The organism is Metasolibacillus sp. FSL H7-0170 (assembly GCF_038593115.1).
In the GTDB taxonomy this organism is placed as follows: domain Bacteria; phylum Bacillota; class Bacilli; order Bacillales_A; family Planococcaceae; genus Metasolibacillus; species Metasolibacillus fluoroglycofenilyticus.
Genome location: NZ_CP151964.1, coordinates 2377501 through 2402477, shown reverse-complemented (window position 1 = coordinate 2402477; position 24977 = coordinate 2377501). Strand labels below are relative to the sequence as shown.

23 protein-coding genes, 1 tRNA gene and 1 other RNA gene (1 of these 25 running past the window's edge) are annotated in these 24977 nt (G+C 36.6%); 19 read left to right on the top strand and 6 right to left on the bottom strand.

What is annotated here, in order from left to right; genetic code table 11:
• Positions 1-108: 108 nt before the first annotated feature.
• A complete protein-coding gene (locus MHH70_RS11160; protein ID WP_342471517.1) occupies positions 109-1149 on the bottom strand; it encodes a proline racemase family protein in 1041 nt (346 codons plus the stop codon).
• Between the two features lie 332 nt (positions 1150-1481).
• On the opposite strand from MHH70_RS11160, the gene MHH70_RS11155 reads away from it, so the two are divergent.
• Positions 1482-2366, top strand: coding sequence for a DMT family transporter (locus MHH70_RS11155; RefSeq protein WP_342471516.1), 885 nt, complete (start codon positions 1482-1484; stop codon positions 2364-2366).
• Between the two features lie 257 nt (positions 2367-2623).
• Here MHH70_RS11155 and MHH70_RS11150 read toward each other — a convergent pair whose 3' ends face one another.
• A complete protein-coding gene (locus MHH70_RS11150; protein WP_342471515.1) occupies positions 2624-3580 on the bottom strand; it encodes an ornithine cyclodeaminase family protein in 957 nt (318 codons plus the stop codon).
• A gap of 280 nt (positions 3581-3860) precedes the next feature.
• Between MHH70_RS11150 and MHH70_RS11145 the strand changes: the two genes are divergently transcribed.
• The 6 genes from MHH70_RS11145 to pruA all read left to right on the top strand — a co-directional run bounded on the left by MHH70_RS11145 (position 3861) and on the right by pruA (position 11539).
• The gene (locus MHH70_RS11145; RefSeq protein ID WP_342471514.1) at positions 3861-5219 is read left to right on the top strand and encodes an NAD(P)/FAD-dependent oxidoreductase; all 1359 of its coding nucleotides are present in this window, start codon (positions 3861-3863) and stop codon (positions 5217-5219) included.
• A 412-nt stretch (positions 5220-5631) separates the two neighbouring features.
• Positions 5632-6279 (top strand): TetR/AcrR family transcriptional regulator, encoded by a 648-nt coding sequence (locus MHH70_RS11140; RefSeq protein WP_342471513.1) that lies wholly within the window; start codon positions 5632-5634, stop codon positions 6277-6279.
• A gap of 466 nt (positions 6280-6745) precedes the next feature.
• On the top strand, positions 6746-7591 hold the full coding sequence (locus tag MHH70_RS11135) for a MurR/RpiR family transcriptional regulator (protein WP_342471512.1): 846 nt from the start codon (positions 6746-6748) through the stop codon (positions 7589-7591).
• Between the two features lie 396 nt (positions 7592-7987).
• Positions 7988-9022 carry an ornithine cyclodeaminase family protein gene (locus MHH70_RS11130; RefSeq protein ID WP_342471511.1) on the top strand — a complete coding sequence of 345 codons (1035 nt, stop codon included), beginning with the start codon at positions 7988-7990 and terminating at the stop codon, positions 9020-9022.
• Positions 9023-9047: 25 nt separating this feature from the next.
• The gene (locus MHH70_RS11125) at positions 9048-9962 is read left to right on the top strand and encodes a proline dehydrogenase family protein (protein WP_342471510.1); all 915 of its coding nucleotides are present in this window, start codon (positions 9048-9050) and stop codon (positions 9960-9962) included.
• 23 nt (positions 9963-9985) lie between these two features.
• The gene (gene pruA / locus MHH70_RS11120; RefSeq protein ID WP_342471509.1) at positions 9986-11539 is read left to right on the top strand and encodes an L-glutamate gamma-semialdehyde dehydrogenase; all 1554 of its coding nucleotides are present in this window, start codon (positions 9986-9988) and stop codon (positions 11537-11539) included.
• Positions 11540-11782: 243 nt separating this feature from the next.
• Here pruA and MHH70_RS11115 read toward each other — a convergent pair whose 3' ends face one another.
• Positions 11783-12349, bottom strand: a complete 567-nt coding sequence (locus MHH70_RS11115; protein ID WP_342471508.1) for a histidine phosphatase family protein — start codon at positions 12347-12349, stop codon at positions 11783-11785.
• Positions 12346-12849, bottom strand: a complete 504-nt coding sequence (gene tadA / locus MHH70_RS11110) for a tRNA adenosine(34) deaminase TadA (RefSeq protein WP_107943770.1) — start codon at positions 12847-12849, stop codon at positions 12346-12348. The genes MHH70_RS11115 and tadA overlap by 4 nt, the downstream gene beginning before the upstream one ends.
• 125 nt (positions 12850-12974) lie before the next feature.
• Between tadA and MHH70_RS11105 the strand changes: the two genes are divergently transcribed.
• From MHH70_RS11105 to MHH70_RS11090, 4 genes are all read left to right on the top strand, one after another.
• A complete protein-coding gene (locus tag MHH70_RS11105) occupies positions 12975-13610 on the top strand; it encodes a deoxynucleoside kinase (RefSeq protein ID WP_066165971.1) in 636 nt (211 codons plus the stop codon).
• A gap of 2 nt (positions 13611-13612) precedes the next feature.
• Entirely contained in the window at positions 13613-14281 is a 669-nt protein-coding gene (locus MHH70_RS11100) for a deoxynucleoside kinase (protein WP_066165974.1), read from the top strand.
• Between the two features lie 284 nt (positions 14282-14565).
• A complete protein-coding gene (locus MHH70_RS11095; protein ID WP_107943768.1) occupies positions 14566-15855 on the top strand; it encodes an amidohydrolase in 1290 nt (429 codons plus the stop codon).
• A complete protein-coding gene (locus MHH70_RS11090; protein WP_342471507.1) occupies positions 15856-17310 on the top strand; it encodes a M20 family metallopeptidase in 1455 nt (484 codons plus the stop codon).
• Between the two features lie 22 nt (positions 17311-17332).
• Here MHH70_RS11090 and MHH70_RS11085 read toward each other — a convergent pair whose 3' ends face one another.
• Positions 17333-17560, bottom strand: coding sequence for a hypothetical protein (locus tag MHH70_RS11085; protein WP_342471506.1), 228 nt, complete (start codon positions 17558-17560; stop codon positions 17333-17335).
• A gap of 617 nt (positions 17561-18177) precedes the next feature.
• On the opposite strand from MHH70_RS11085, the gene MHH70_RS11080 reads away from it, so the two are divergent.
• The 4 genes from MHH70_RS11080 (at position 18178) to MHH70_RS11065 (ending at position 21697) form a co-directional block, all read left to right on the top strand.
• Entirely contained in the window at positions 18178-19422 is a 1245-nt protein-coding gene (locus MHH70_RS11080; protein WP_153061612.1) for a helix-turn-helix transcriptional regulator, read from the top strand.
• 229 nt (positions 19423-19651) lie between these two features.
• Positions 19652-20185, top strand: a complete 534-nt coding sequence (locus MHH70_RS11075) for a TIGR00730 family Rossman fold protein (RefSeq protein ID WP_066165987.1) — start codon at positions 19652-19654, stop codon at positions 20183-20185.
• A 136-nt stretch (positions 20186-20321) separates the two neighbouring features.
• On the top strand, positions 20322-20819 hold the full coding sequence (locus MHH70_RS11070) for a sigma-70 family RNA polymerase sigma factor (protein ID WP_066165990.1): 498 nt from the start codon (positions 20322-20324) through the stop codon (positions 20817-20819).
• The gene (locus tag MHH70_RS11065; RefSeq protein ID WP_342471505.1) at positions 20819-21697 is read left to right on the top strand and encodes a DUF3298 domain-containing protein; all 879 of its coding nucleotides are present in this window, start codon (positions 20819-20821) and stop codon (positions 21695-21697) included. The genes MHH70_RS11070 and MHH70_RS11065 overlap by 1 nt, the downstream gene beginning before the upstream one ends.
• Before the next feature lie 203 nt (positions 21698-21900).
• Here MHH70_RS11065 and MHH70_RS11060 read toward each other — a convergent pair.
• Positions 21901-21993, bottom strand: a tRNA-Ser gene (locus MHH70_RS11060).
• Positions 21994-22232: 239 nt separating this feature from the next.
• On the opposite strand from MHH70_RS11060, the gene ffs reads away from it, so the two are divergent.
• The 4 genes from ffs to recR form a co-directional block, all read left to right on the top strand.
• Positions 22233-22500, top strand: an RNA gene (ffs, locus tag MHH70_RS11055) — signal recognition particle sRNA large type.
• A 120-nt stretch (positions 22501-22620) separates the two neighbouring features.
• Positions 22621-24345 carry a DNA polymerase III subunit gamma/tau gene (gene dnaX / locus MHH70_RS11050; RefSeq protein ID WP_342471504.1) on the top strand — a complete coding sequence of 575 codons (1725 nt, stop codon included), beginning with the start codon at positions 22621-22623 and terminating at the stop codon, positions 24343-24345.
• Between the two features lie 27 nt (positions 24346-24372).
• On the top strand, positions 24373-24687 hold the full coding sequence (locus tag MHH70_RS11045; protein ID WP_066165995.1) for a YbaB/EbfC family nucleoid-associated protein: 315 nt from the start codon (positions 24373-24375) through the stop codon (positions 24685-24687).
• 10 nt (positions 24688-24697) lie between these two features.
• Positions 24698-24977: the start of a recombination mediator RecR gene (gene recR, locus MHH70_RS11040; RefSeq protein ID WP_066165997.1), read on the top strand. 317 nt of this gene lie beyond the right edge of the window; the window shows 280 of its 597 coding nt (coding positions 1-280); the start codon lies at positions 24698-24700; its stop codon lies beyond the right edge, outside the window.

The window sequence follows — 24977 nt, the reverse complement described above, 5'->3', positions numbered from 1 at the left end:
TAAGTAAAATGTAACATTAGATAAAGAAAAAGTAAACCGTTTATTTTAAAAAAGGAATAAAACTTCCTATTGTAGTGAATTAAAATAGCTAAATTACTAGGTTATTAGCTATTTTAAAGTGTAGATTGTTTCTTTGCGATTTAATAAGAATCCGTTTACTAAAACATCGTCAGGGCGAAGAATAAACGTATGTTTACCAATCACATCTGCATTCCCACGTATTTGAGGTGTTACATATATTATATTGCCTTCGTCATGCAAGTTAATCAGTTGCCCTTTAAAAGCAGTTTCAATAATACTCTCTGTGTTATAGGGTTCATTTAATCCTAACTTTCCTTTAGCAAATTGGGCCGCCATTTGTGCAGATAACCCTGTCCCACATGCTGATCTAGCTACTTGCGTTTCACCAAATATAGCTAGATTTTTTGTATTAATACCTTCATTTTTAGATTTATCTACAAATAAAATTAAATCAATTGTATTAATGCCTTCATTTTTGGGATGCTGGACTTTAAATTGCTGATTAGCTAAAGCTTTAATTTCCATCCCTAATTCTGCTAGTGCATTTGTATTTTCGATTGAAAGATTATACTCAAGTTCATTAATATCAACAATGGCAAAGAAACTGCCACCAAAGGCAATATCTAGCTTAATTGTTTTCCCTGATGCCATTTCTAATGGAGCGTCAGATAGCACAGAAAATGCAGGAACATTTGTAATTGCCACTTCCGTTACTTTATCGCCAGTTCTCGTTGCTACAACTTCAATTAGCCCAGCAGGTGTTTCTAATTTAAGAGGAACAATATCACCTGGTTTATCAATGATGTTTTCTTCAAGTATTGCTGTTACGACACCCATAGTGCCATGACCACACATATTTAAGTACGATTGTGTATCCATAAATACGACACCAATATCCGCGTCTGGTAACGTTGGAGGTAATAGAATTGCACCAAACATATCACGATGGCCTCTAGGTTCGAGAATTAAACTGCTACGAATAAAGTCAAAATCTCTAATTAAACTTAATTTTTTTTCGAAGACTGAATCGCCTGGAACTTCAGGCATACCTTCAACTACAATTCGAGTTGGATCCCCCATTGTATGTGTTTCAATTGTTTTAATTACTAATTTCTCTGTTAATACCATTTTATTTCCTCCTAAAGTTTTAGTTGTGTATCTTTATTTTCCTTATACTGCTTGATAAAAAATTCACTAATATCTAGAAGAACGATATTGACACCTTGCCTCCTCTCTTCATAAAATCCAACAATAACCATTTAACTATGAAGCATATCAAGTCTATTTTTGGATTTTATATGAATTGTAATACACAAAAAAATTTTTTCAACCTCTTTTATAAAAAAAGAAATTTTTATTTTTTATATACAAAATAACTGGAAGGTGTTACGATCATCGGAAAATGAACACCGTTTAGAAAAAAAGGGGCAGATTTCTATTTTTCAGAGTAGGAGGAAGTTATGAATAATAAATTTTTGGGGGCAGTGTTTTTATCACTTGCTGCTAGTATTTGGGGAGGAATGTATGTTGTTGTAAAAGTAGTGGTGGAAGTCATTCCGCCGTTCGAGATTGTTTGGTCACGTTATATTATTTCTGTCCTCATTCTATATATCGCAGCACTTATGATGAAACAATCTCTTAAAATTGCTCGCAAAGACTGGGGTATTTTATTTTTAGTTTCAGTGGTTGGATATATTGTATCTATTGTTACGCAGGAGTATGGCACGATGTTTTCAACTGCCCAGATGGCTGCCATCATTACATCCACAACACCTGCCTTTATGATTATTTTTGCACGTTTTATACTAAAAGAGAAAATAACAGTTAAAAAAAGTTTATCGATTATTCTTGCTACAGCAGGTGTGTTTTTAATTGTTGGAACAACAGGCTCGCAAGGTGAAACGATGCAATTAGGTGGTATTTATTCAATCATTGCTGCGTTAACATGGGCGCTAATGTCTGTGCTAATCAAAAAAGTACCAAGTCATTATTCACAAATTGTGTATACGATGTACAGCTCTTTAATCTCAGCTGTTATTTTAACACCTTTTGTCGTTCCAAATTTAGATCAAATTGATTGGCAACGTGCGATGGCTCCTGAAATTTCAGGAGGTATACTATATTTAGGTATCGTTTCAACAGCAGGTGGATTTTTCCTTTGGAATAAAGGGCTACAGCTTATGAATGCATCAAGTGGTGGGTTATTTTTCTTTTTTCAACCGATTGTAGGTGCATTTTTAGGGTGGTTATTATTAGGGGAAGAAATTGGTCTACCATTTTTCGTTGGAACTTTATTAATTTTTAGCGGTGTATTTTTAGTTATAAAGAACGAAGAAAATATGTAAGAGCCGACCAGAGATACTTATTATAGACAACTCTTCAGATTTAAAATGTAAGTTCTATACTATATAAAATAAGTATATTGGTAAAGAAAAATGTTAGATTAATTATATGTGAATCTAACATTTTTCTCAGCGTCATCTGTAATCCAAGGAAACAGATTGGATCGATAGTATCGACTACATATCAATAAGAGCTAAGCTACCTAATAATTTACTAATCTATCCGGTAATACGTATATTTCAGCATAACGAATTTTGCCTTATTGATTAAACTTTTCATATATCTCTATTGAAAGGGCTATATCTAAAACACCTGACCCCACACTTTCATAAAGCGTAATTTCATTATCATTTTCACGTGTTGAAATTTTTCTTGTTAAAACTTCTCCAACAGTGCCAGTAAGTTTATCTTTTGAAATTAAGCCTTTATTTAAAGGAATAATGAGATCACCAGCTACATCCCAAAAACCTTCTTTATGTTCAGTAATAATTTTATTAGATTTCATCACTGTATCTTCATCAAGTTCCTGCATAAATGACGTAAACGATCCAATTGCATTAATATGTGTACCAGGTTTAAGTGCACTACCGCTGAATACAGGTGTAAGAGAAGTAGTACATGTACAAATAATATCTGATTGAGCAACACACTCATCTGCCGTAGTTGACGCTATTATTTTATAAGGGTGATTCTGAATCTTTCGAATCTGATAAATAAAGTTCTCTACTCTTTCAGGGTTTACATCATAGACATATAACTCGGTAATATTTCTCACTTCTTGAATAGCCAACGCTTGTGAATACGCTTGAAGCCCAGAACCAATGATACCTAATTTACTTGCATCTTTTTTCGCCATTAAATCTGTTACAATTGCAGCGCTACCACCAGTTTTAATAGCCGTAAGATAATTTGCATCAATTAACGCTTGCAGTTCACCTGTTACCGCTGAATACAAGCTGACCTTTGATATCACACTTGGCAAAGTAGGTACATTTTGTGGAAATACAGATGAAAACTTAGCCCCGAAATATGGTTTCTCTGTACAGTTAGCAACTAACCATTGCCCGACATTTTCTTGCCCACGTATTGGCATGAAAATCCTACCACCTGCATAAATTTTCCCTTCTGCACACTCTTTATATGCCTCTCTAAGTGCTGATAGGGCCATTTCCATCGAGATGATTTCTTGTACTTGATTTTCTGTAATCTGTAACATATCCTTACCCTCCTTGGGATCTTAATATTAATTTCAATCTTTACTATTTCTCAAACAAGAACCACCCACCTTCTATTCAGAACCTCGGATAAAATATAACTACATAAAAGGAAAAAGTAAACCTTTATTAAAATAAAAGGAATAAAAACTTTAATTAAGAGCTCGAAAAAGCTTTTTTCTTACAATAATTTGTTTACAAAATTCCAACTAGGTGATAATATTCTAAAAAATGAACATGTTCATTTTTTATATAATGTTTTTTAGAGTGGAGGTTGTTTTAATGAAAGATGTGATTATTATTGGGGCAGGCTTAGCAGGACTCTCTGCTGGATGGTATTTACGTAACAAAGACATTTTAATCTTAGAAAGTGATAGTCGCGTTGGTGGAAGAATTCATTCTGAAAAACGTGGATATTACTGGTTAAATTGGGGTGGACATGTTTTTGCAGGAGAAAACTCACCAACGGATAAATTATTGAAAGAAGTAAATGTTGAGGCAAGAAATGTACCTGGTTCACTCAAAAGTATCGCTATGAATGGGAAATTACTATTGGATGGAAAAGTTGAAAAAGTACTTTATAAAGTACCGATGTCATGGAATTCTAGATTTGCATTGTGTAAAGCAGGAATAAAAGTATTACGCTCACTTAATCAATATAAAAAAGCTTTAAAAAGAATACCTGGCGAAAATTATTGGACATATCAACAAAGGGTATTTAATTTTTTAAATGATCAAAGCTTTACAGAATTCGTTGGTAAATTACCCGAAGATGCAGATGCACTTTTTCGACCAACAGTCAGTCGTTCTGCTGGAGATCCCGAAGATGTATCTGCTGGAGCTGGGATTGGATACTTCAACTTAGTTTTAAGTAAAAGTAAATCTGCTGGACTAACAAGAAATATTGTAGGTGGTGCCTCTGTCTTACCTGAAACAATTGCAGAGAAACTAGGAGAGAAGGTGCAATTAAATGCAAATGTAGTAAAAGTGTTTCATAAAGAAGACTATGTTGTCGTTGAATATTATGTAAATGGTGAATTAATTTCTGAAATGGCTAAATATGCTGTAATAACTACTCCCGCACCGATTACAGATAAAATAGGAATCGATTTAGATGTCGACATGAAAAACGCTTTGAGAAAAATTGTATATGGACCATATGTTAGTGCTGCATTTTTAACAAAAGAAGAAGGTCCTCAATTATGGGACAATATTTATGCTATGGCAACACCTAAAAAATCTTTTAATGTAGCATTTAATATGGCTAACTTAGTGAGAGATTCTGAAAGTGAAAGAAAAAAGGGAAGTAGTTTTATGACTTTTTCACCAGCTACATTAGCTAAAAATTTATTTGAAAAAACAGATGAGGAGATAATAAAAACATATTTAAAAGACCTTAATAGCATTTTCCCTAATTTTGAAGATATTGTAATAGAAGCGCATGCACAGAAATGGCTACACGGTCTTCCCTATTGTTTTCCAGGAAGAGCTAAAATACAAGAACCACTAACTAAACCATCGGGGAAAATTTATTTGGCAGGTGATTACTTAGGTACATTCTATACTGATACGGCTATTGAAACAGGTGAAATTGCAGCAAATGAAATACTAACTAAGTTACTAAAGGAATCAAATATATAAAATTCAACAAGAACTTTTCATATAGGAAGTTTAATTTTTCAGAAAATTCATATAGGGCGGTGGACATTTAGATTATGATGATGAAGGAAACATACTATGTGATTATGAGCAACAAATTTTTATGTTTTTGACCGTTTAAATGAAACATTATAAAAAGTGCAGTCTAATATTAAAAATACCATTCAATGCCTGATTTCATTAGAACAATTGAATGTTTACATTAATATTTATATCTAAAACTTCAATACACGTACGCTTCCTGTATAAACAATAGTGGAAATCGCTAATTTTCAAAACCATACTTTAATTGTAGCCTATTTATTAGCATACAAAGATGAAACTTTATACGCCTACTTGAAAAAATGATATACTCTTTATATGTACTAATCTATAATTAAAGAGGCAAATACTATTGAAAAGAAATAAGATTATTCAAACTAAAAGAATGTATAATATTTTTATTGATGCCACATGTGATATTATTAGTAATGAAGGTATAAAAAATGTTACGGCAAGAAAAATTGCCGATTTATCTGGTTATACTAGCTCAACTATCTATAATTATTTTGATGAACTATCACATCTAATATTCTTTGCTGCAATGAAATTTTTAGAACCATATAATGCAGAATTAGAAGATTCCTTAAAAAAAGCAAAAAATGCTGAGGAAAAATTTTATATAACTTGGGAAATTTTTTGTAAGCATTCCTTTAATAATCCAGATATATTTTATGCGATATTTATTTCTAATCTTGGTACAGATCCAAACGAGCTAATCAACAGATACTATGAGATTTATGATGTTAAAATAAATACCTATTCTCAAGAAGCTCAATTTATAATACTTGAGCATGATTTGGCGAAACGCAACTACTCACTTGTTAAAGAATTAACTCTTTATAAAAACATCGATGAAGAAAAAATATCTACAATCCTTTCAACTACTATTTTTACATGGCAGGGTATCATGGTTGAAATTATAAACAATAGAAATAGAGTGTCTAAAAGTGAATATATAGAAATATATATGAAGTTTTTAAAATTCATTATTAAAACTTAAAATAATTATTATACTTTTTCAAAGCATTAATTTAACTAAATTGATGCTTTTTTGATGTTTTTCTAATTCATAAGCTCTTGTAGTAGAATCACCCCACTTACTTATCTAATATCATAGAGATAAAAAGTGAATCTATATTAAAAAACAGTATTAATCTGCTTTATTGATTCTTTCAAAAGACTCGCTATGACTTTTTGTGTTATCAGCTTGTCTTGGTGGAGGAAATTACATTTGTATTGTAAAAAGACTAAGGTTTTTATTAGGTCAGATACCATGGTCAGCCTAAAGCAAACTGATGATTGCCTCAATCGTACCGAAAAATTGAACTCTGACTTATGTATACAATTATAGACAAGAGCTGGCTTTGGATACTATTCTAGACAGCTCTTTATATACTTTAATATAATATTTACGATATTCATATTCTATTTTGATTTTTGAATAAATTTTTAGGGAGGCGTTATTAATGAATATATTAGATGAAATATTAAGAACGAAAAATTCTTTGCCTAAAAAACAATTACAGCTTTGTAACTATATTTTAGAACATTATCAAGACATTCAGATTACAACAGTAAAAACTTTAGCTCATAACGCAGGGGTTGGTACAACAACCGTACTAAGGTTAGTAGAGCAATTAGGCTTTGACAGCTATTCAGACTTTAAAATGCAATTTTACACTTTACAAAATGAGTATATTAGTAAGTGGGATAGTGTCAAATCGTCATTTGCAGAAGGTTCGAATGCCGAGAGTAATACCTCCGTTGAGAAGATATGGAATGAATCCATTACAAATTTGAATGAAAGTTTAAATCCGCAACTTATTATTAATTTTAATCAAGCAATTGATACATTGATGAATGCGAAAAGAATTTTTATATTTGGCGCTCGACCATATAAAGCAGCAGCCGTTTACTTAGAATTATTATTAAGCGAATTTAAAACGGATATTTTTCAATTGAGTAATGATAGCGATTCTATGTTTGATCGGATATTACAATCTACTGATACAGATGTAGTATTATTGTTTGGTTTTGAGCCATATACAAAGCGTAGTATTTCTTTAGCACGGTTAGCACACGAAAACTCTTTAAAGGTTGTATTGATTTCTGATGTATTGTCTAATCCTATATCGCCATACGCAGATGTTAGTGTTCAATTAAATGTTTCGAGTAAATATTTTTCCATTATCCCAATATTTGCGTTAATGGAGTCTATTGCATTGGAAATAGGGAAGAAAACTTCTAATAGCTCAATCGATGCAATTAAAAAGCTCGTGCCTAAACTAAGGGAATATGATGTGATACTTTAACTAAACTCAGCATTGTTTTTTTGTATAGAAAGCAGAGTCACAGATTTTGAAAAGGAGCTTTTCGAACAAGTTCGAAAAAGTCAGGACACAATTACGTTGAGGCATAATTGATTAATATGAATAGCTGTTGAGAAAATTCTACTTTCTCAACAGCTATTTATTTTGGAGTAATTGAATTGTTCAGGAAAATTAAACTTATTAATAGAATTTCGCAAAAGACGATTATTAGCGCTATTTGTATGCTAATTAAACTTGTTATTTGCAAAGGGATTTTGAATGTCTATAAATAAAAATAGGAATATTGAAACTTTTTTTTATAAAAAAGGTTTACTTTTTCCGTTTTTATTGATATCTTTTGTTTAAAGTTATCAGAAAATTTCAAAAGGAGAGAGGTTTATGAGTAAAAAAGTAGAGTTTATTTATTTATCGCAAGAAGATTGCATTAAAGCTGGTGGACTTGATATGAAGGGAACACTAGAGGCAATTCAAAAATCTTTCGAGTTACATGGTAAAGGGGATATCGTTCAGCCTTCGAAGCCAGTTATCCGTTGGGGAGGTCCTGAAACAGAGGAAACGCGTGGGCGCATTATGACGATGCCTTCTTATATTGGTGGAGAATTAGATGTAGCGGGGATGAAGTGGATTCCAAGTATGCCTGAAAATCCAAAAAAATTAGGGCAACCTCGTGCTTCGGCTATCATTATTTTGACTGATCCAAACAATGGTTTCCCATTGGCGATTATGGATGGAACGATTGTCAGTGCTATGCGAACTGGTGCTGCGACAGGTGTAGCTGCAAAATATTTGGCAAATCCAGATTCGAAGGTGGCGGGGATTATTGGGGCAGGTGTTCAAAGTCGCACACAGCTAATGGCTGTTGTAAACGCAGTGCCAAGCATTGAAACGATTAAAGTGTATGACTTAAATCGGGAAAAAACAATTCAGTTTGCTGCTGAAATGCAGAAAGAACTAGGCGTAGAAGTGAAACCGATTACATCGGCTGAAGAAACAATTCGGGACTCTGATATTGTTATTACTTCTACAATGTCAACATACCCATATGTAAAATACGAATGGCTGAAGGAAGGCGTATTCCATTCTGAAATTTCCTTCTGGGACACAGCACCAGAAGAAGTAAGACACTATGACCGCATCGTTGTAGATGACTTTGAACACGTGAAACATCACGGTGTAGACGTGAGCTATAGAGCTGTAGCGGCAGGGTATGTAGAGGAAAGCGAAGTTTATAACTTAAGTGATATTATGCTAGGGAAGTTAGAAGGACGTAAAAATAAAACAGATAAAATTATTTTCAACCCGATTGGTATGTCCATTCATGATGTATCGGAGGCTTACCGTGTATATAAAAATGCGAAAGAGCAAGGAATCGGTCAAAAATTGAATTTATGGGAAAACCCTCACTGGATGTAAGGGGATGTAGAAGGCGGTGAAATAAATGAGTGTCATGAGTACTTTTTTCCAAGTAGTAGGGAAAAATAAATTAGCCAATAAACTAGCGTTGCGTTTTGGAATGCGTTTTGGCGCACAGCGTTTTGTAGCAGGCGATAAGGATGCCGAGGCTATCAAATGTGTACAAGAGCTGAATAATAAAGGCTTATTAACAATGCTAAATTATTTAGGTGAATTTGTATATACAGAAGAGGCGGCACATGTAGCGACACAAAACTGTATTAAAACTTTGGATATTATCCATCACAATAAGCTACAAAGTAATCTATCTATTAAAATATCATCTTTAGGTGTAGATATTAGTCAGGAATTTTGCTTGAGTAATTTACGAAAAATATTAAATCATGCGCAGAAATATAATATTTTTGTGCGACTTGAGATGGAGGACTACGCGCATTGTCAGGGAACACTTGATATTTATAAAACGCTACGTCAAGAATTCGAAAATATTGGGACGGTTTTACAGGCTTATCTATACCGTACGATGGATGATATTAAAGACCTCAATCAATATAATGCAAACTTACGATTAGTAAAAGGGGCTTATTTGGAATCGGGCCAAGTGGCCTATCAAAATAAAGTAGATGTTGATAAAAACTATATGGAAATGATTAAAACACATTTATTAAATGGCAACTATGCAGGTATTGCTTCGCATGATGATAAAGTCGTGGAGGAAGTCGTAAAGTTTACGAATGAAAATAATATTAGTAAAGATCAATTTGAATTTCAAATGCTGCTTGGTATTCGGGGCGACCTCCAGCAAAAGCTAGCCGCTCAAGGTTATCGTGTACGTGTTTATGTTCCGTATGGCATTGATTGGTTCGGCTATTTCATGAGACGGTTAGCGGAGCGACCAGAAAACGTTTCGTTTGTTCTTAAAAACCTGTTTAAAAAATAATGAAGTAAAGGGGAAATAACAAAATGGTAACAGTGAAAGACTTCAAAAACGTGAAAGACACAGACTTTTCAATTGAGGCAAATGTAGAAAAAATAAAGAGAAAAATTGCTGCGGCTGAAGCACAAGTAGGCGTAAAAGTGCCACTTATTATTAATGGTGAGCGTATTTTCCGCGATAACGTCATTAGCTCGTTAAACCCTGCACAGCCATCACAAGTAGTAGGTACTGTATCAAAAGCAACAAAGGAAGATGCAGAATCAGCATTAAATGTAGCTTTAGCTGCTTTTGAAGATTGGTCAAGACGTAGCGCAGAAGAGCGAAGCAATGTGCTTTTCCAAGCGGCGAAGCTTATGGAAGAAGAACGCTTAGATTTAGCAGCACTAATGATTTTAGAAGCTGGTAAAAACTATGAAGAAGCAGATGCTGAAGTTTCAGAAGCTATTGACTTTTTAAATTTCTATGCAACGGTAGCACTTGAAATGACAACTGAAGACAATAAATTAGTGCGTCTTGCAACTGAAGATAATAGATTAGAATATATTCCATTAGGTGTAGGCTTCATTATTCCACCATGGAACTTCCCATTCGCAATTACAACAGGTTTAACTGTATCTGCATTAGTAATGGGGAACACAGCGTTATTAAAGCCATCTTCATTAACACCAATTATTGCGTTTAAATTTGTGGAAATCATGGAGAAAGCAGGTTTACCAAATGGCGTTCTAAACTACATCCCTGGTGATTCAGCGGATATTGGTGATTACTTAACGGGGCACCCTAAAACAAGATTCATCAGCTTTACAGGTTCTAAGAAAGTAGGACTTCATATCAATGAGCTTGCTGGAAAAACTGCACCTGGTCAAAAATGGATGAAACGTGTAAATGCAGAAATGGGCGGTAAAGATGGTATCGTTGTTGATGAAACATCGGATTTGGACTATGTAGCTGACCAAGTTGTTCAAGCAGCATTCAGCTTTCAAGGTCAAAAATGTTCAGCAGGTTCACGTTTAATCGTTGTTGAACAAGTATATGACCAACTAGTAGATAAAGTGATTGAGGCAACAAGCAAACTATCATTTGGTTTAGGGAAAGACAATCATGATGTAGGTCCCGTTATTGATGAAAAAGCTTATAATTCGATTCAAAAATACATCGAAATTGGTAAAGGAGAAGGCTCGCTTGTATATGGTGGAGAAGTATCGACATGTGAAGGTTACTTCATCAAACCAACAATTATTAAAGATGTAAGTAGCAAAGCTCGCATTATGCAAGAGGAAATTTTTGGACCTGTATTAGCTATTGCGAAAGCAAAAGACTGGAAAGAAGCAATCGAAATTTACAATGATACAGAATACGGCTTAACAGGCTCATTCTTCTCTCAATTAGAAGAACGTATTGACTATGCTCGACGCGAAATGCACTGCGGTAACTTATACATCAACCGTAAATGTACAGGTGCGTTAGTAGGCGTGCACCCATTCGGCGGTTTCAACATGTCTGGTACAGACTCAAAAGCAGGTGGCTATGACTACTTAAAACTATTCAGTCAAGGTAAATTATCAACTGTGCGCAAATAGTAGATAACATCGCCTTGGAAGGAATAAAAAATCCTTCTAAATGAAATAAATAATCAAATACTCCCTAGAAAAGCTCTAGAGAAAGTGGTTTACTGGCCACGCTTCTCTAGCGCTTTTTTATTACAAAATAAAACCCCATACCCAATAATAGAAGAAGCAGCACGCCTGTAATGCCAAAGATTAGCGTAGTTTGTGTATCTGCAATAAAAAAATAGGAATCCTTTACCTCATACATTTTTTTACCTACCTCTCATGTTTCCTACAATTAAATAGAAGTAATTTGTTTGCTGATTGTGTTCGCTCAATTAGAGTGAATGCGGTATTGTGCATACGTGGGAGGTCTTGTCCAAGAAGTCGGAAAAATCGTTGCAATAAGTCACCGTGGGTGACAACGAGTATCCGATCTGCTGGAAAATCATATTGGATAGCATTCAAAAAAGATTGGCAGCGGGCGATAACTTCTTGTTCAGGTTCTATTCCTAACTCTACATTTTGCCAATGGATGCCCCATTTTGCAATCCGCTCCTGTTCTGTTGTTCCTTCTATCATGCCTGTGCCAATTTCACATAAACGCGCATCTATCCATAAAGGGATGTTGCCATGCTGCTTCGCGATGATTTCAGCAGTTTGTTGTGCACGAGCTAGAGGGCTTGTAAAAATGGCGTCCCATTGCTCATTAGCAATTCTTTTAGCTAACATTTGTGCCGCAATGATACCCTCTTGATGTAAAGGGATGTCTAGCCGTCCTTGCTCCCGCCCCTCTTTATTCCATGCGGTAATACCATGTCGGATAAAGCCAATTGTCGTCATTGTAATTCCTGCTGCTGAGCTCGCTTTTGTGCCTTTTTACGAGCTCGCAATGCGCGAAAGAAGTCTGTTAAAATTTGTCCGCATTCCTCAGCTAAAACCCCTTCAACTACATCGCATTCATGGTTAAAACGCTTGTCGTTGAGCAAGCGATATAATGAATCGACACAGCCTGCCTTTAAGTCGCGTGCACCATAAACAACACGTGGCACTCTCGATTGTAAAATAGCGCCAGCACACATTGGGCAAGGCTCCAACGTAACATATAAAGTAGTCTGTTCTAAGCGCCAGCTTCCGATTTTTTCGCATCCTTGTTGAATAGCTAGAAGCTCAGCATGTGTAACAGCATTTTGCGTCGTTTCACGCAAATTATGGGCACGCGCAATAATTTCTTCGTTATGTACAAGGACAGCTCCAATTGGCACTTCCCCCTTTTCACCTGCGTGTTGTGCCTCGATGAGTGCTTGCTGCATAAAATAACGGTCTTTTTCAAATACGTCCATCTTCATCGCTCCTTGCCCTCATTGTAACAGAGTGCCAGGCACACACACAATTCTCACACAATTCACTGTGTCTATGATACAATGAAAAGCATTGACGAATTTGAAATTTAGGGGAGGAACTTTTCGTGTCAGTTCCATTTATAACAATCGAAGGCCCGATTGGTGTTGGGAAAACATCTTTATCTAATGCTGTTTCAAAGCATTTTACATATCATTTATTAAAAGAAATTGTTGATGAAAATCCATTTTTGGGGAAGTTTTATGAAAATATTGAGGAGTGGAGCTTTCAGACGGAAATGTTTTTTTTGTGCAATCGCTATAAACAGCTGTCTGATATTAAGCAATACTTAGCATGCGAGCAGAAGCCCGTTGTAGCGGACTATCATATTTTCAAAAATTTAATCTTTGCCAAGCGGACTTTACAGCCTTCAGAGTATAATAAATATGAAGCAATTTATAGTATTTTAACGGCAGACATGCCTGTTCCAAATATGGTCGTTTATTTATATGCAAGTGTTGATACATTGATGAAACGCATTGCGAAGCGTGGTCGTGAGTTTGAAAAAAATATTACACGTGAATACATGGAGCAGCTAGCGGCAGATTATCATGAATTTATTCAGCATTTTGTGAGGATGCATCCGGAGATTCCTGTTATACAGCTTAATGGTGATGAAATAGACTTTGTAGAAAATAAAGCTGATTTAAAAAATGTACTGCAAATTATTGAGCAAAAGTTACAACAAAGGAGTATAAAGTAGTTATGAATTTACGAGAAAAATATGGAATCCCGACAAATGCAGTTATTACAATTGCAGGAACAGTTGGTGTTGGTAAATCAACAATGACAAAAGCATTAGCAGAGGCCTTAAAATTCCGTACATCATTTGAAAAGGTTGATACGAATCCATACTTAGATAAATTTTATGAGGATTTTGAGAAATGGAGCTTCCATTTACAAATTTATTTTTTAGCAGAGCGCTTTAAGGAGCAAAAACGTATTTTTGAATATGGCGGGGGCTTTATTCAAGACCGCTCGATTTACGAGGATACTGGCATTTTTGCGAAAATGCATTATGATAAAGGCACAATGAGTCCAATAGACTATGAAACATACACAAATTTATTTGATGCTATGGTTATGACACCGTACTTCCCACACCCAGATTTACTCGTTTATTTAGAAGGGCCTGTGGAGGATATTATCGGTCGCATTCAAGAGCGTGGACGAGCGATGGAGCAGCAAACACCACATGATTATTGGTATGAAATGCATGGTCGCTATGAAAATTGGATTAATAATTTCAATGCATGCCCTGTACTGCGATTAAATATTAATGACTACGACTTAATGGAAAATCCAGAACAAGTTGAAAGTATTATAGACCGCATCGCATATATGATGGAGCAAACAAGCCATTTAAGAAAGTAGAGGCTAGTATATTTGTTATAAGCTTACTACTAGAAAAGAAGCTAATACTTTGTCTTACTGAGTCAGTCGTAAACTTTACATTTAAGAATATAAAGAGGTATAAAGTCCAGTATATTTGAAAGATTGCTGTGTGCTTTATACCGCTTTTTTATTTTAGCCTGTTGAAATATTATTATTAATATAATAAAATTTATTTCGAATAGAGAAATACTGCAATAAAAATATTCGGAAAATTTAGATAAATTTACATTGCGTTTGTTTTAGATAGACGAGGAGGAAAATTTATGATTCGCATACAAGAAAGTTATTTAAACACATTATCAGAGTGGCGCAGAGATTTTCATCGCTATCCAGAACCGGGCTGGCTGGAGTTTCGGACAACAGCAAAAATTGCTGACCAGCTTGAGGAATGGGGTTACTCAGTATATGTAGGGAAGGATATAGTTGTTGGCGAGCGCATGGGGCTTCCAGGCAAGGAAGAGATGGATATATTTTTTGAACGTGCAAAAAAGATGGGTGCCAATGATAAATGGCTCGCAAAAATGGAAGGTGGCTACACAGGTGCATTAGCTGTTCTTGAAACAGGAAAGCCCGGTCCGAATGTGCTGTTTCGTGTAGATATTGATGCACTACCGATTTTAGAAACGACAAATGAAAGCCATGTACCACAGCAGCTAGGCTTTCGTTCGGTAAATGAAGGTTATATGCATGCCTGTGGTCATGATAGTCATGCAACAATTGGTCTTGGACTTGCCGAGCAAATATTGCAGCAACGCGATAAGCTAAAAGGGACAATCAAAATTTTGTTCCAGCCAGCAGAAGAAGGGGTACGTGGTGCGGCATCGCTTGTTGCCTCTGATTTATTTGATAATATCGATTATTTTTTTGCTCTCCATATTGGAACAGGTGTTGAAAAAGGGGTATTTGTTGCTGGGACTGACGGGTTTTTGGCGACGTCGAAGTATGATGTGTTATTCGAAGGAGTTGCCTCACATGCAGGGGCCTTCCCAGAGCAAGGGAAAAATGCCCTTCTAGCAAGTGCTCAGGCTACTCTTGCTTTACATGCATTACCACCGCATAGTGATGGCTCAAGTCGTATAAATGTTGGGACACTCCATGCGGGCGCAGGGCGAAATATTATTGCACCAAATGCCAAAATGCAGCTTGAATTACGCGGGGAAACAACAGAAATTAATGCATTTTATGAAAATCAAATGCGCAATATTTTAGAAGGGATTGCGATAATGTATGATATTCAAGTTCACTATGAAAAGGTTGGAGGTGCGATAAGTGTACCATCAGACAAAAAGCTGGCTGAAAAATTAGCAAACATAACAAAAGCATTAAATATTCCAACTGTTGAATACCAATATTTCAACGCGGGCTCAGAGGATGCTACATATTTGATGGAAAAAGTACAAAGTAGTGGTGGGGTAGCTACATATTCTATTATAGGAACAGATTTAGCAGCGGGGCATCACAATGAATGCTTCGATATCCGTGAGGAAGATATGTTACCAGCTATTGAAATATGGCTAAATATGCTATTACATCTTAGCGAGGAGGAAAAGTAAATGGCAGTGACAGCGCTTGCGGCAATGCAAGAGCTTGAATCTTATCTAATTAAATATGAGCAAGACATATTTACTTTATCTGATCGGATTTGGGAAATTGCAGAAATACGTTTTGAGGAACAACAATCCGTACAATTATTAACTAGTTATCTTAAGGCAAATGGCTTTGAGATAGAAACAGGTCTAGGTGGAATCGAAACGGCCTTCGTAGCAAAGTATGGGACAACGGGTCCGATTATTGGCATTTTAGGTGAATATGATGCATTACCCGGTTTAAATCAAAAGGGTGGTGCGACAGCACGTGAAGCATTTGTAGAAGGGGCAAATGGACATGGTTGTGGTCATAATTTGTTAGGTACAGCAGGGGTTGCAGCAGTAATGGCTTTAAAGGAATGGATTGCTGAAGGGAAAATGCCTGGGCAAATTCATTATTATGGCTGTCCAGCAGAGGAGGGCGGCTCAGGTAAAACATTTATGGTGCGTGAGGGTGTGTTTGCTGACGTTGATATCGCCTTAACTTGGCATCCAGAATCATATGCCGGTGTTTGGAATCGCTCTTCTCTGGCAAACTACCAAGTGTACTTTGAGTTTGAGGGCATCGCTGCACACGCTGCAAATTCACCAGAGCTTGGTCGCAGCGCATTAGATGCAGTGGAGCTGATGAATGTAGGCGTAAACTATTTGCGTGAGCATGTGCCATCAAATGTACGCTTTCACTATGCAGTAACAAATACAGGTGGCATTTCACCAAACGTAGTACAAGCAAATGCAGAAGTATTATATTTAATTCGCGGCAAGGATATTAAGGAAGTGGAGCAAATTTATCAGCGTGTGGTCAAAATTGCAGAAGGTGCGGCACTGATGACGGAAACAACAATTAAGGTGAAGTTCGATAAAGCTTGCTCTAATTATTTGCCCAACGACACAATTAATCAACTTCTCTATAAAAATTTAGAGGCAGTAGGGTTGCCGAAATATACGAAGCAGGAGCTTGCATACGCAAAGCAAATGGCTCAAACATTAACAGCGAATGAAATACAGGCAGGAAAAAATGACGTCAAGGACATAGCGGGTGGGCATAATATCGATGAAGCCTTTTTGCAAATGAATGGCCCATTTTTAAATATTGTATTACCCTATGAACAATCAGATAAAGCGATGGCGGGCTCAACAGACGTCGCAGATGTTAGTTGGGTTGTGCCGACAGCGCAATGCTTCACACCTTGCTTTGTTTTTGGCACGCCGCTTCATACTTGGCAAGTCGTATCTCAAGGGAAGACATCTATCGCACATAAAGGCTTATTATATGCAGCGAAGGTGATGGCATTAACGGCAATTGACTTATTGCGGGAGCCTCAGCTTATCACGAAAGCAAAACTAGAGCATGCCGCTCAAACAAATGGCTCATACGTCAATCCAATTCCAGCTCATGTGAAACCGAATATGAATAAATAAAAATTGTGTGAGTGCCTGGCACTCACACAATTTTTATTTTCAAAAAGCGCAGAAAAAAAGCGAGCATGAGAAGCACAACAGGTGTTAATGCGATGAGCTGGTAAGTGTTATTTGCGCCTACTAAAAAATAAAGGGCAAGCGGTAATGATGCGACAGCACTTACACAGATGAGTAACCAAGATAATCGAGTGAGTCCAACTAGCAATGCACCGACTGAAACAGCTAACGACAAGTAGAAAAGTGTTAACATTTCTTGTGAGCCTCCTAGAAGTTAATAGTATCAGGCGTGTTGATTATGAAAATATTGGATATGGATGCGTGTGTTTTAAGGTAGAGAATGCACTGTTAATAAAGGATTTATTTGTTTATTGGAGTGAAGGGGGCGAGTGCTCCTGCGATTACTCGTCGCAAAGCAAAGCCTTCCAGCAGGACAAAGTGTAGGGAGGCTAAAACCGCCGCGCCCCCCGCAACGGAAATCAACAAATTTCCTAGACTCTTTTTGTAAAATAAAGGCTAATCAACACACCTGTAATAGTATATATAATTATAGCTTGTTGGGAGAGCTTTTCGTAAATTGAAGTGCGAACTTTATAAAAAACCTTATTAATTCGCTAGAAAACTGTTAGTAATAAAAAATAAAATAAATTAGAAATAATGCATTTAAAATGATGAAAAACTAAAATATTTTGCGTATTTATAAAAAATAGAGAATTTAACGATGTTTAGTGTGCTTTATTACGATTATTTTTGTAAGATGTTGGGGATAGCTAATACTTTAGTATGATTGAATTATGATATAATTCAGAAAGTACCTTACTATTTGATTTGAGCTACTATGTTAAGCGTACTGAAATGAGGTGAACCTTTTTGCACATAGGTAATCGAATACGAAAAATCAGAATGCTAAAAGGCTTTTCTCGTGAGTATGTTTATACAGGCATTGTATCTAACTCTCATTTTAGCAATATCGAAAAGGGAAGATATCAACCGCCAGCTGAGACATTGCAATTGATGGCCAAAAGAATGGAAGTACCGCCTCATTATTTGAGTGATTTTTATGATGAGGATGCAGAAGTTGCAGCGATTATTGAACGTTTAGCCGACTGTGTGAAAAACCATCAATTACAAGAGGCGCAAGATATTTTAAACACTTATCAAGACAAGCTAACGTATATTTCCTCTGTTTGGCAAGAGTTAGACTTCAATCTCACTCGTTTCGATGTATATGCGAAGCTTCATCAAGATGATAAGGCAAAATTACTATTTGAGAAGGAAATACAAGACATTATACAATTACAAGATGTACCGCCTGAATTGCGATATAGATATTTAAAAGTATACGGTACATACTTTTTAATGCAGAAAGACTTTGAGCAAAGCTTGCTACATTATCAACAAGCGTTGAGCAGTACCTATGCTATATCAGACCAAATTCCGATTCGCTATAATTTAGCCATTTGCTATTATCGGTTGGGTGATATAGAGCAGGCATGTAAAAACTTAGACAAAGTGCTCCATTACGCTTTACGTACACAAAATTGGATAAGTGCTATTCATGCCTATAATTTATTTGGCGTCTTGTTTCAAAAGAAAAAAGACTATCAACAAGCGCAAAGCTATTATCAATATGGCATTGCACTTAGTGAGTTAATTCAATTGGATGAAGTATTAATTATAGGGAAGCTCTATCATAATTTAGGGTTCATTTATTTTGAGCAAGCAAATTATGAGGAGGCAGAAAAAACGCTATTGCATTGTGTGGAGCTTAGAAAAGATGCACCTCAAATAGATAAGGTCAAAACCATTTATTTATTAATAGAAACTTATATTAAACAAGGTAGCTTAGAAAAGGCATATCTAGAGTTAGCGAATTATAAAACGCTTATCCCGCATTCGCTCTATATTTTTTGTCAGGCAAAGCTTGCTAAAGGGCTGCACAAAGATACGGAGTTTGAGCAGTATATTTTACAGGCAATGCATCTTTTCGAAAGAGAGAAGGAGCTTGTTTATTTGTCAGAGGCATTTGAGCATTATATTCCTTATTTAGAGGAAAAGCGCAAATACAAGCAAGCATATGAGTTATTAAAAAGGTATCACGATATTAAAAAATAAAGGAGTTATGCAAAATGAAAAAATGGATTTTAGTATTAGCTTTATTATTAGTAAGTGTTCCACTTTATGGTGAGGTTAGCCCGCAAGATAATAGCGACATCGGCGAAGCAATGTAAAATAAGTTTTGTTACATCGGAATGTTATCATTTCGTTAAATATTTCGGCTGCAACTAGTCATGCACCTTCCTTGTCTATTAATATAATAGAAGAAAAGGAAGGTGCATTTTTAATGAATGTTGCAGTATATTGTGGTTCACAAATGGGGAAATCCCCAATTTATAAGGAAGCAGCGGCACAGTTAGGGGAAGTATTAGCTAATGCGGGACATGGCATTGTCTATGGCGGTTCAAATATTGGCTTAATGGGACAGGTTGCAGATGCTGCATTGCACGGAGGCGGAAAAGTAATCGGCATTATGCCTACGCATTTACAGCAACGTGAAATTGCCCATACGAGCTTAACTGAAATTCATTTTGTAGAGTCTATGCATGTGCGTAAAGCAAAGATGGTAGAATTAGCAGATGCCTTCATTGCATTACCAGGGGGCTGTGGCACGTTAGATGAATACTTTGAAGTATTTACTTGGGCGCAAATCGGTTTACATGACAAGCCTGTTATTTTGTATAATGTCAATGGATTTTATGATGCAATCGCACAGCATTTCGAAAAGATGCTAGATGAAGGCTTTATACGAGCAGAGCAACGTAGTTTACTACATATAGCGACATCACCCCAGCAAATAGTGGACATTTTGGCGAGGTAACCCTCGCTTTTTTTATTGCAAACAATTTTAAATTGTGTGTAAATTGTATGTGTGCCTGGCACTAAAATAATTTAAACTTTTTCATAAACTCATCCGTCTAGTAGTTGTATACATTAATCAAAGGAGTCTTTCGGAAATGAGTAATTCGCGCGCGGAACAAAATTTAGTAACATTTATCCGAAACAACAAAGAGCGTTTCTATTATCTTGCCTATAGTTATACGAAAAATGAGCAGGATGCGCTGGATGTTGTACAGGACAGCATTCAAAAAGCGTTACAATCGCTTCATACATTACAAAATGAGGAGCAAATAAAGAGTTGGTTTTATAAAATCGTTGTGCGCACAGCTATCGATTTCCTCCGTAAACATAAGCGTCAACAAATAATGGAAGATGATAAGCTCGCGCTATTAACACCACAGCAGGTTGATTCGTATGAAAATACGGATTTGGAGGTGGCTCTTGATAGTTTACCAACTATTTATCGAGAGGTAGTTATCTTGCGTTATTTTGAGGATTTAAAAATTGAAGATGTTGCGCGTGTATTAGATACAAATATTAGCACAATAAAATCTAGATTGTACAAAGCGTTAAAGTTGTTAAAGATACAATTACAAGAGGAAGAAGGTTTTTAATGATGGATGAGCGTTTGAAAAAGTTAGAGCAACAGTATAAAAATGTACCGATACCGAAAAGTCTTGATTCAATAGTAGAGGCAAGCTTGAAGCAGCGACCAAAAAAGCGTGCGCCTAAATGGGTTTTAGGTGCGGTTGCAGCGACGGCGCTCTTTACTGCTGGTTTAAATATTAATCCTGCAATGGCCAAAAGTTTAGTAAATGTGCCAATTCTCGGTGATGTAGTAAGTGTATTGACATTTGTGAGCTATGAGATTGAACAAGATACGTATTCTGCCAATATAGATGTGCCAAAAATTAACGGGAAATCAGAAGAGATTGTGGCGCTAAATAAAAAATATGCGGCAGAAGGCAAAGAGTTGTTTGAGAAATTTAAAGATGATGTAGATTGGATGAATAAAAACGAAGGTGGCTATCTAGGTTTAGATAGTAGCTATGTTATTGCAACAGATACAAGCCAAATTTTATCAATAGGTCGCTATGTTGTTGAAACAGTCGGTTCTTCGTCAACTGTTATGAAATACGATACAATTGATAAGCAAAAGGAAATAGTCATCACTTTACCAAGTTTATTTAAAGACAATGCTTATGTAGAAAAAGTTAGCGCCTATATTGCTGATAAAATGCGCGAAGAGATGATAGCAACAAATCAAGATAAAATGTATTGGGTAAGCGATGCAGGTCTTGAGGATGAAAGCTTAGTCGAGCTCTTTACAACAATTAAGGCAGACCAAAATTTCTATATTTCGGAACAGGGTAAGCTTGTAATCGTTTTTGATAAATATGAGGTTGCACCAGGTTATATGGGAATAGTAGAGTTTGAAATCCCAACAGAGATAGTGCAAGATTCACTTGTAAGCAACGAGTATATTAAATAAATGGGGCGTATAACAAGCGGTGTAGTTGCCTGCTTGTTATACGCTTTTGTTGATGCTTTGTCAAAGCTATAACTCGTAAAAGAGAGAACCCTCCTCTTTGAAAACAGGCGAAACATGGGCTTTAGCAGATTTTTTGCATTTAAAATACTTAACTCTATATTAAAAAAACCGCTACATCAGTAGCGGTTGTCATTTGAAAAATATGGCGGAGGAAGAGGGATTCGAACCCCCGCGCGGTTTAACCCGCCTGTCGGTTTTCAAGACCGATCCCTTCAGCCGGACTTGGGTATTCCTCCGTATAGATGTCTTATCGACAAGAATTAGAATATCATGTATTAAAATGTTGGTCAAGCACTTTTTCTGAAAAATATTGAAATCAGGCCTTGGCTAATTATTTGATTCGATTAGATATCTGTTGTTACAATCGCCTGTTTGCTTGATAGCAATAGAAGAACATCGCTAAATCAAGATAAACAATAAATTCCTATGTACAATTCATTGCTTTTTTTGTGGCATATGAGTATACTTATAAATGCCGTGCTAGATGGGGAGGTAGCGGTGCCCTGTAACTTGCAATCCGCTCTAGCAAGATTGAATTCCTTTTCTGAGGCTGTCCGTATTGTTTGGTCTGCCTTTTGCACGTAGTGTTGACGGTTGGGTCCTGCGCAATGGGTACCCATGAACTATGTCAGGTCCGGAAGGAAGCAGCATTAAGTGGTTTCACTCATGTGCCGCGGGGTAGCCTAACCTGAGCTGTCGACAAGAGTAACGCTTATGTGCGGCTGTCGAAGGAAGGTGCACGGCTTTAAATTGCAGGTAATAGCGCATTCATCTACTAGGATGGATGCGCTTTTTTTAAAGAAAAAATCGCACAATTAATGCTATACTATAGCTAGTGAATTCAAGCAAAGGAGAGGAAACCGTTGACGTATCAAGCATTTTATCGTGTCTATCGCCCTCAATCTTTTCGGGATATGTCAGGGCAAGTACATGTAAAAAGAACGCTGCAAAATGCCCTCCTGGCAAATAAAACAACGCATGCCTATCTCTTCTCTGGTCCGCGTGGTACTGGAAAAACAAGTACGGCGAAAATTTTTGCGAAAACATTAAACTGTGAGCATGCCCCGACAAGTGAGCCTTGTAATGAATGTGCTACATGTAAAAGTATTACGGAGGGTTCACATCCAGATATCATTGAATTTGACGCAGCCTCTAACTCTCGTGTAGAAGAAATGCGTGATATTATTGAAAAAGTCCACTTCACACCAGCAAATGCGCGCTTCAAAGTTTATATTATTGACGAGGTACATATGCTATCAACAAGTGCTTTTAATGCACTATTGAAAACATTAGAGGAGCCTCCAGCGCATGTTGTATTCGTTTTGGCAACGACAGAGCCACATAAGCTGCCAGCGACGATAATTTCTCGCTGTCAACGCTTCGATTTTAAGCGCCTTTCTTCCACTGATATTTTAGAGCGTATGAAAGTTGTTTTAGAAGATATTGATCTACCGTTTGAAGAACAGGCATTAAAGGTAATTACACAAGCGGCAGCAGGGGGAATGCGTGATGCACTTAGCTTGCTAGACCAAGTGGTATCCTTTAGTAAAGACATATTAACAATGGAGGATGCGCTTTTTGTAACGGGCTCAGTTAGTCAAGATGTATTTTATGACCTAACAATTGCCATTGGGCAAAAAGATGTCGCGCAAGTACTCTCATTATTAGAGCAGTTAGTTGCTGATGGCAAAGAGCCATTACGTTTAACAGAGGACCTAATTACATTTTTCCGAGATTTATTATTGCTACAAACTACTGGCGATTTAAGTGAGCTACTGGAGCTTGTGACAATGGAAGAGAAATTTGTTCAATTAGCGGAGCAATTTTCGGCAGACACGCTGTATAGTTTTATCGACACATTAGCGCAAACACAGCAAGAAATGAGATTTTCTCATCGCACGAAAATCTATTTGGAAACAGCTTTGTTAAAAATAACGCAATTTACAGCGAGTCCCACAGCATCAGTGGGCGTAAACCCAGCGCTAGAAGAAAAAGTTGCAATGCTAGAGCAGCTTGTTCAGCAGCTAACAGAGCAATTAGCGAATGGCACAACTATGCAACAACAGGAAAAGCAAGCGCCGCGACAAAGGGCAAAAACGCCAAATGGGTTTAAGCCGCAGACAGGGCGTATTCAAGAAGTGTTAAAAGATGCTACGAAGGAAGATATTCAAAAAATAAAATCAGCTTGGGCACAAAGCTTAAATCAAATGCAAAAATCACAAGCGGCACTTTTAGCGGAGGCAGAGCCTGTTGCAGCATCTTCTAGTGCTTTTGTGTTAAAATTCAAGTATGATATACATTGTCAAATGGTAGCTGAAAATCGCTCTTTATTAACAATGTTTATACAAACATTGGCAGCTCAAATCGGTACGATGTATGAGATGCTGTGCATTCCAGAAAGCTCTTGGCTTGAATTGCGAGAGAACTTTATTCGCGATAACGGTCTACACGCTAAAAAAAGTGAGCAGGTTCAGGAGACGGCGCAGCCATTTATTGACGACGCACAGCCAATCGCGTCGCAGGACCCACTTGTAGTGGAAGCTGAAGCTTTATTCGGCAAAGATTTTGTTGAAGTTATTGAAGAATAATTTATTCAATTTAGGAGGAATTTAATTATGCGTGGAATGGGTAATATGCAAGGCATGATGAAAAAAATGCAAAAAATGCAAAAAGAAATGATGGAGGCACAAGAGGCTTTAAATGCCCAGCAATTTGAAGGCTCTGCAGGTGGCGGCGTAGTGAAAGTAATCGTTAATGGCCAACGTGAAATTCTTGAAGTGAATTTGGATGAGTCAGTAGTAGACCCAGAAGATATTGAAATGCTACAAGACTTAATCGTTGTTGCAACAAACGATGCATTGAAAAAAGTAGAAGAGACTACAAATTCAACAATGGGCAAATTCACACAAGGCTTAAACCTTCCATTCTAGGAGGTACAACATGCATTATCCTGAACCAATTTCAAAGCTTATTGATAGCTTTATGAAACTGCCAGGCATTGGACCGAAAACTGCGGCCCGTCTGGCATTTTTCGTGCTAACGATGAAAGAAGATACCGTTTTATCATTTGCAAAGGCGCTAGTTGATGCAAAGCGTAATTTAATGTACTGCTCGCAATGTGGTCATATAACCGATATTGACCCGTGTCATATTTGCTCCGATAAGCAGCGAGATGTTTCAATGATTTGTGTAGTACAAGATCCGAAAGATGTAATTGCAA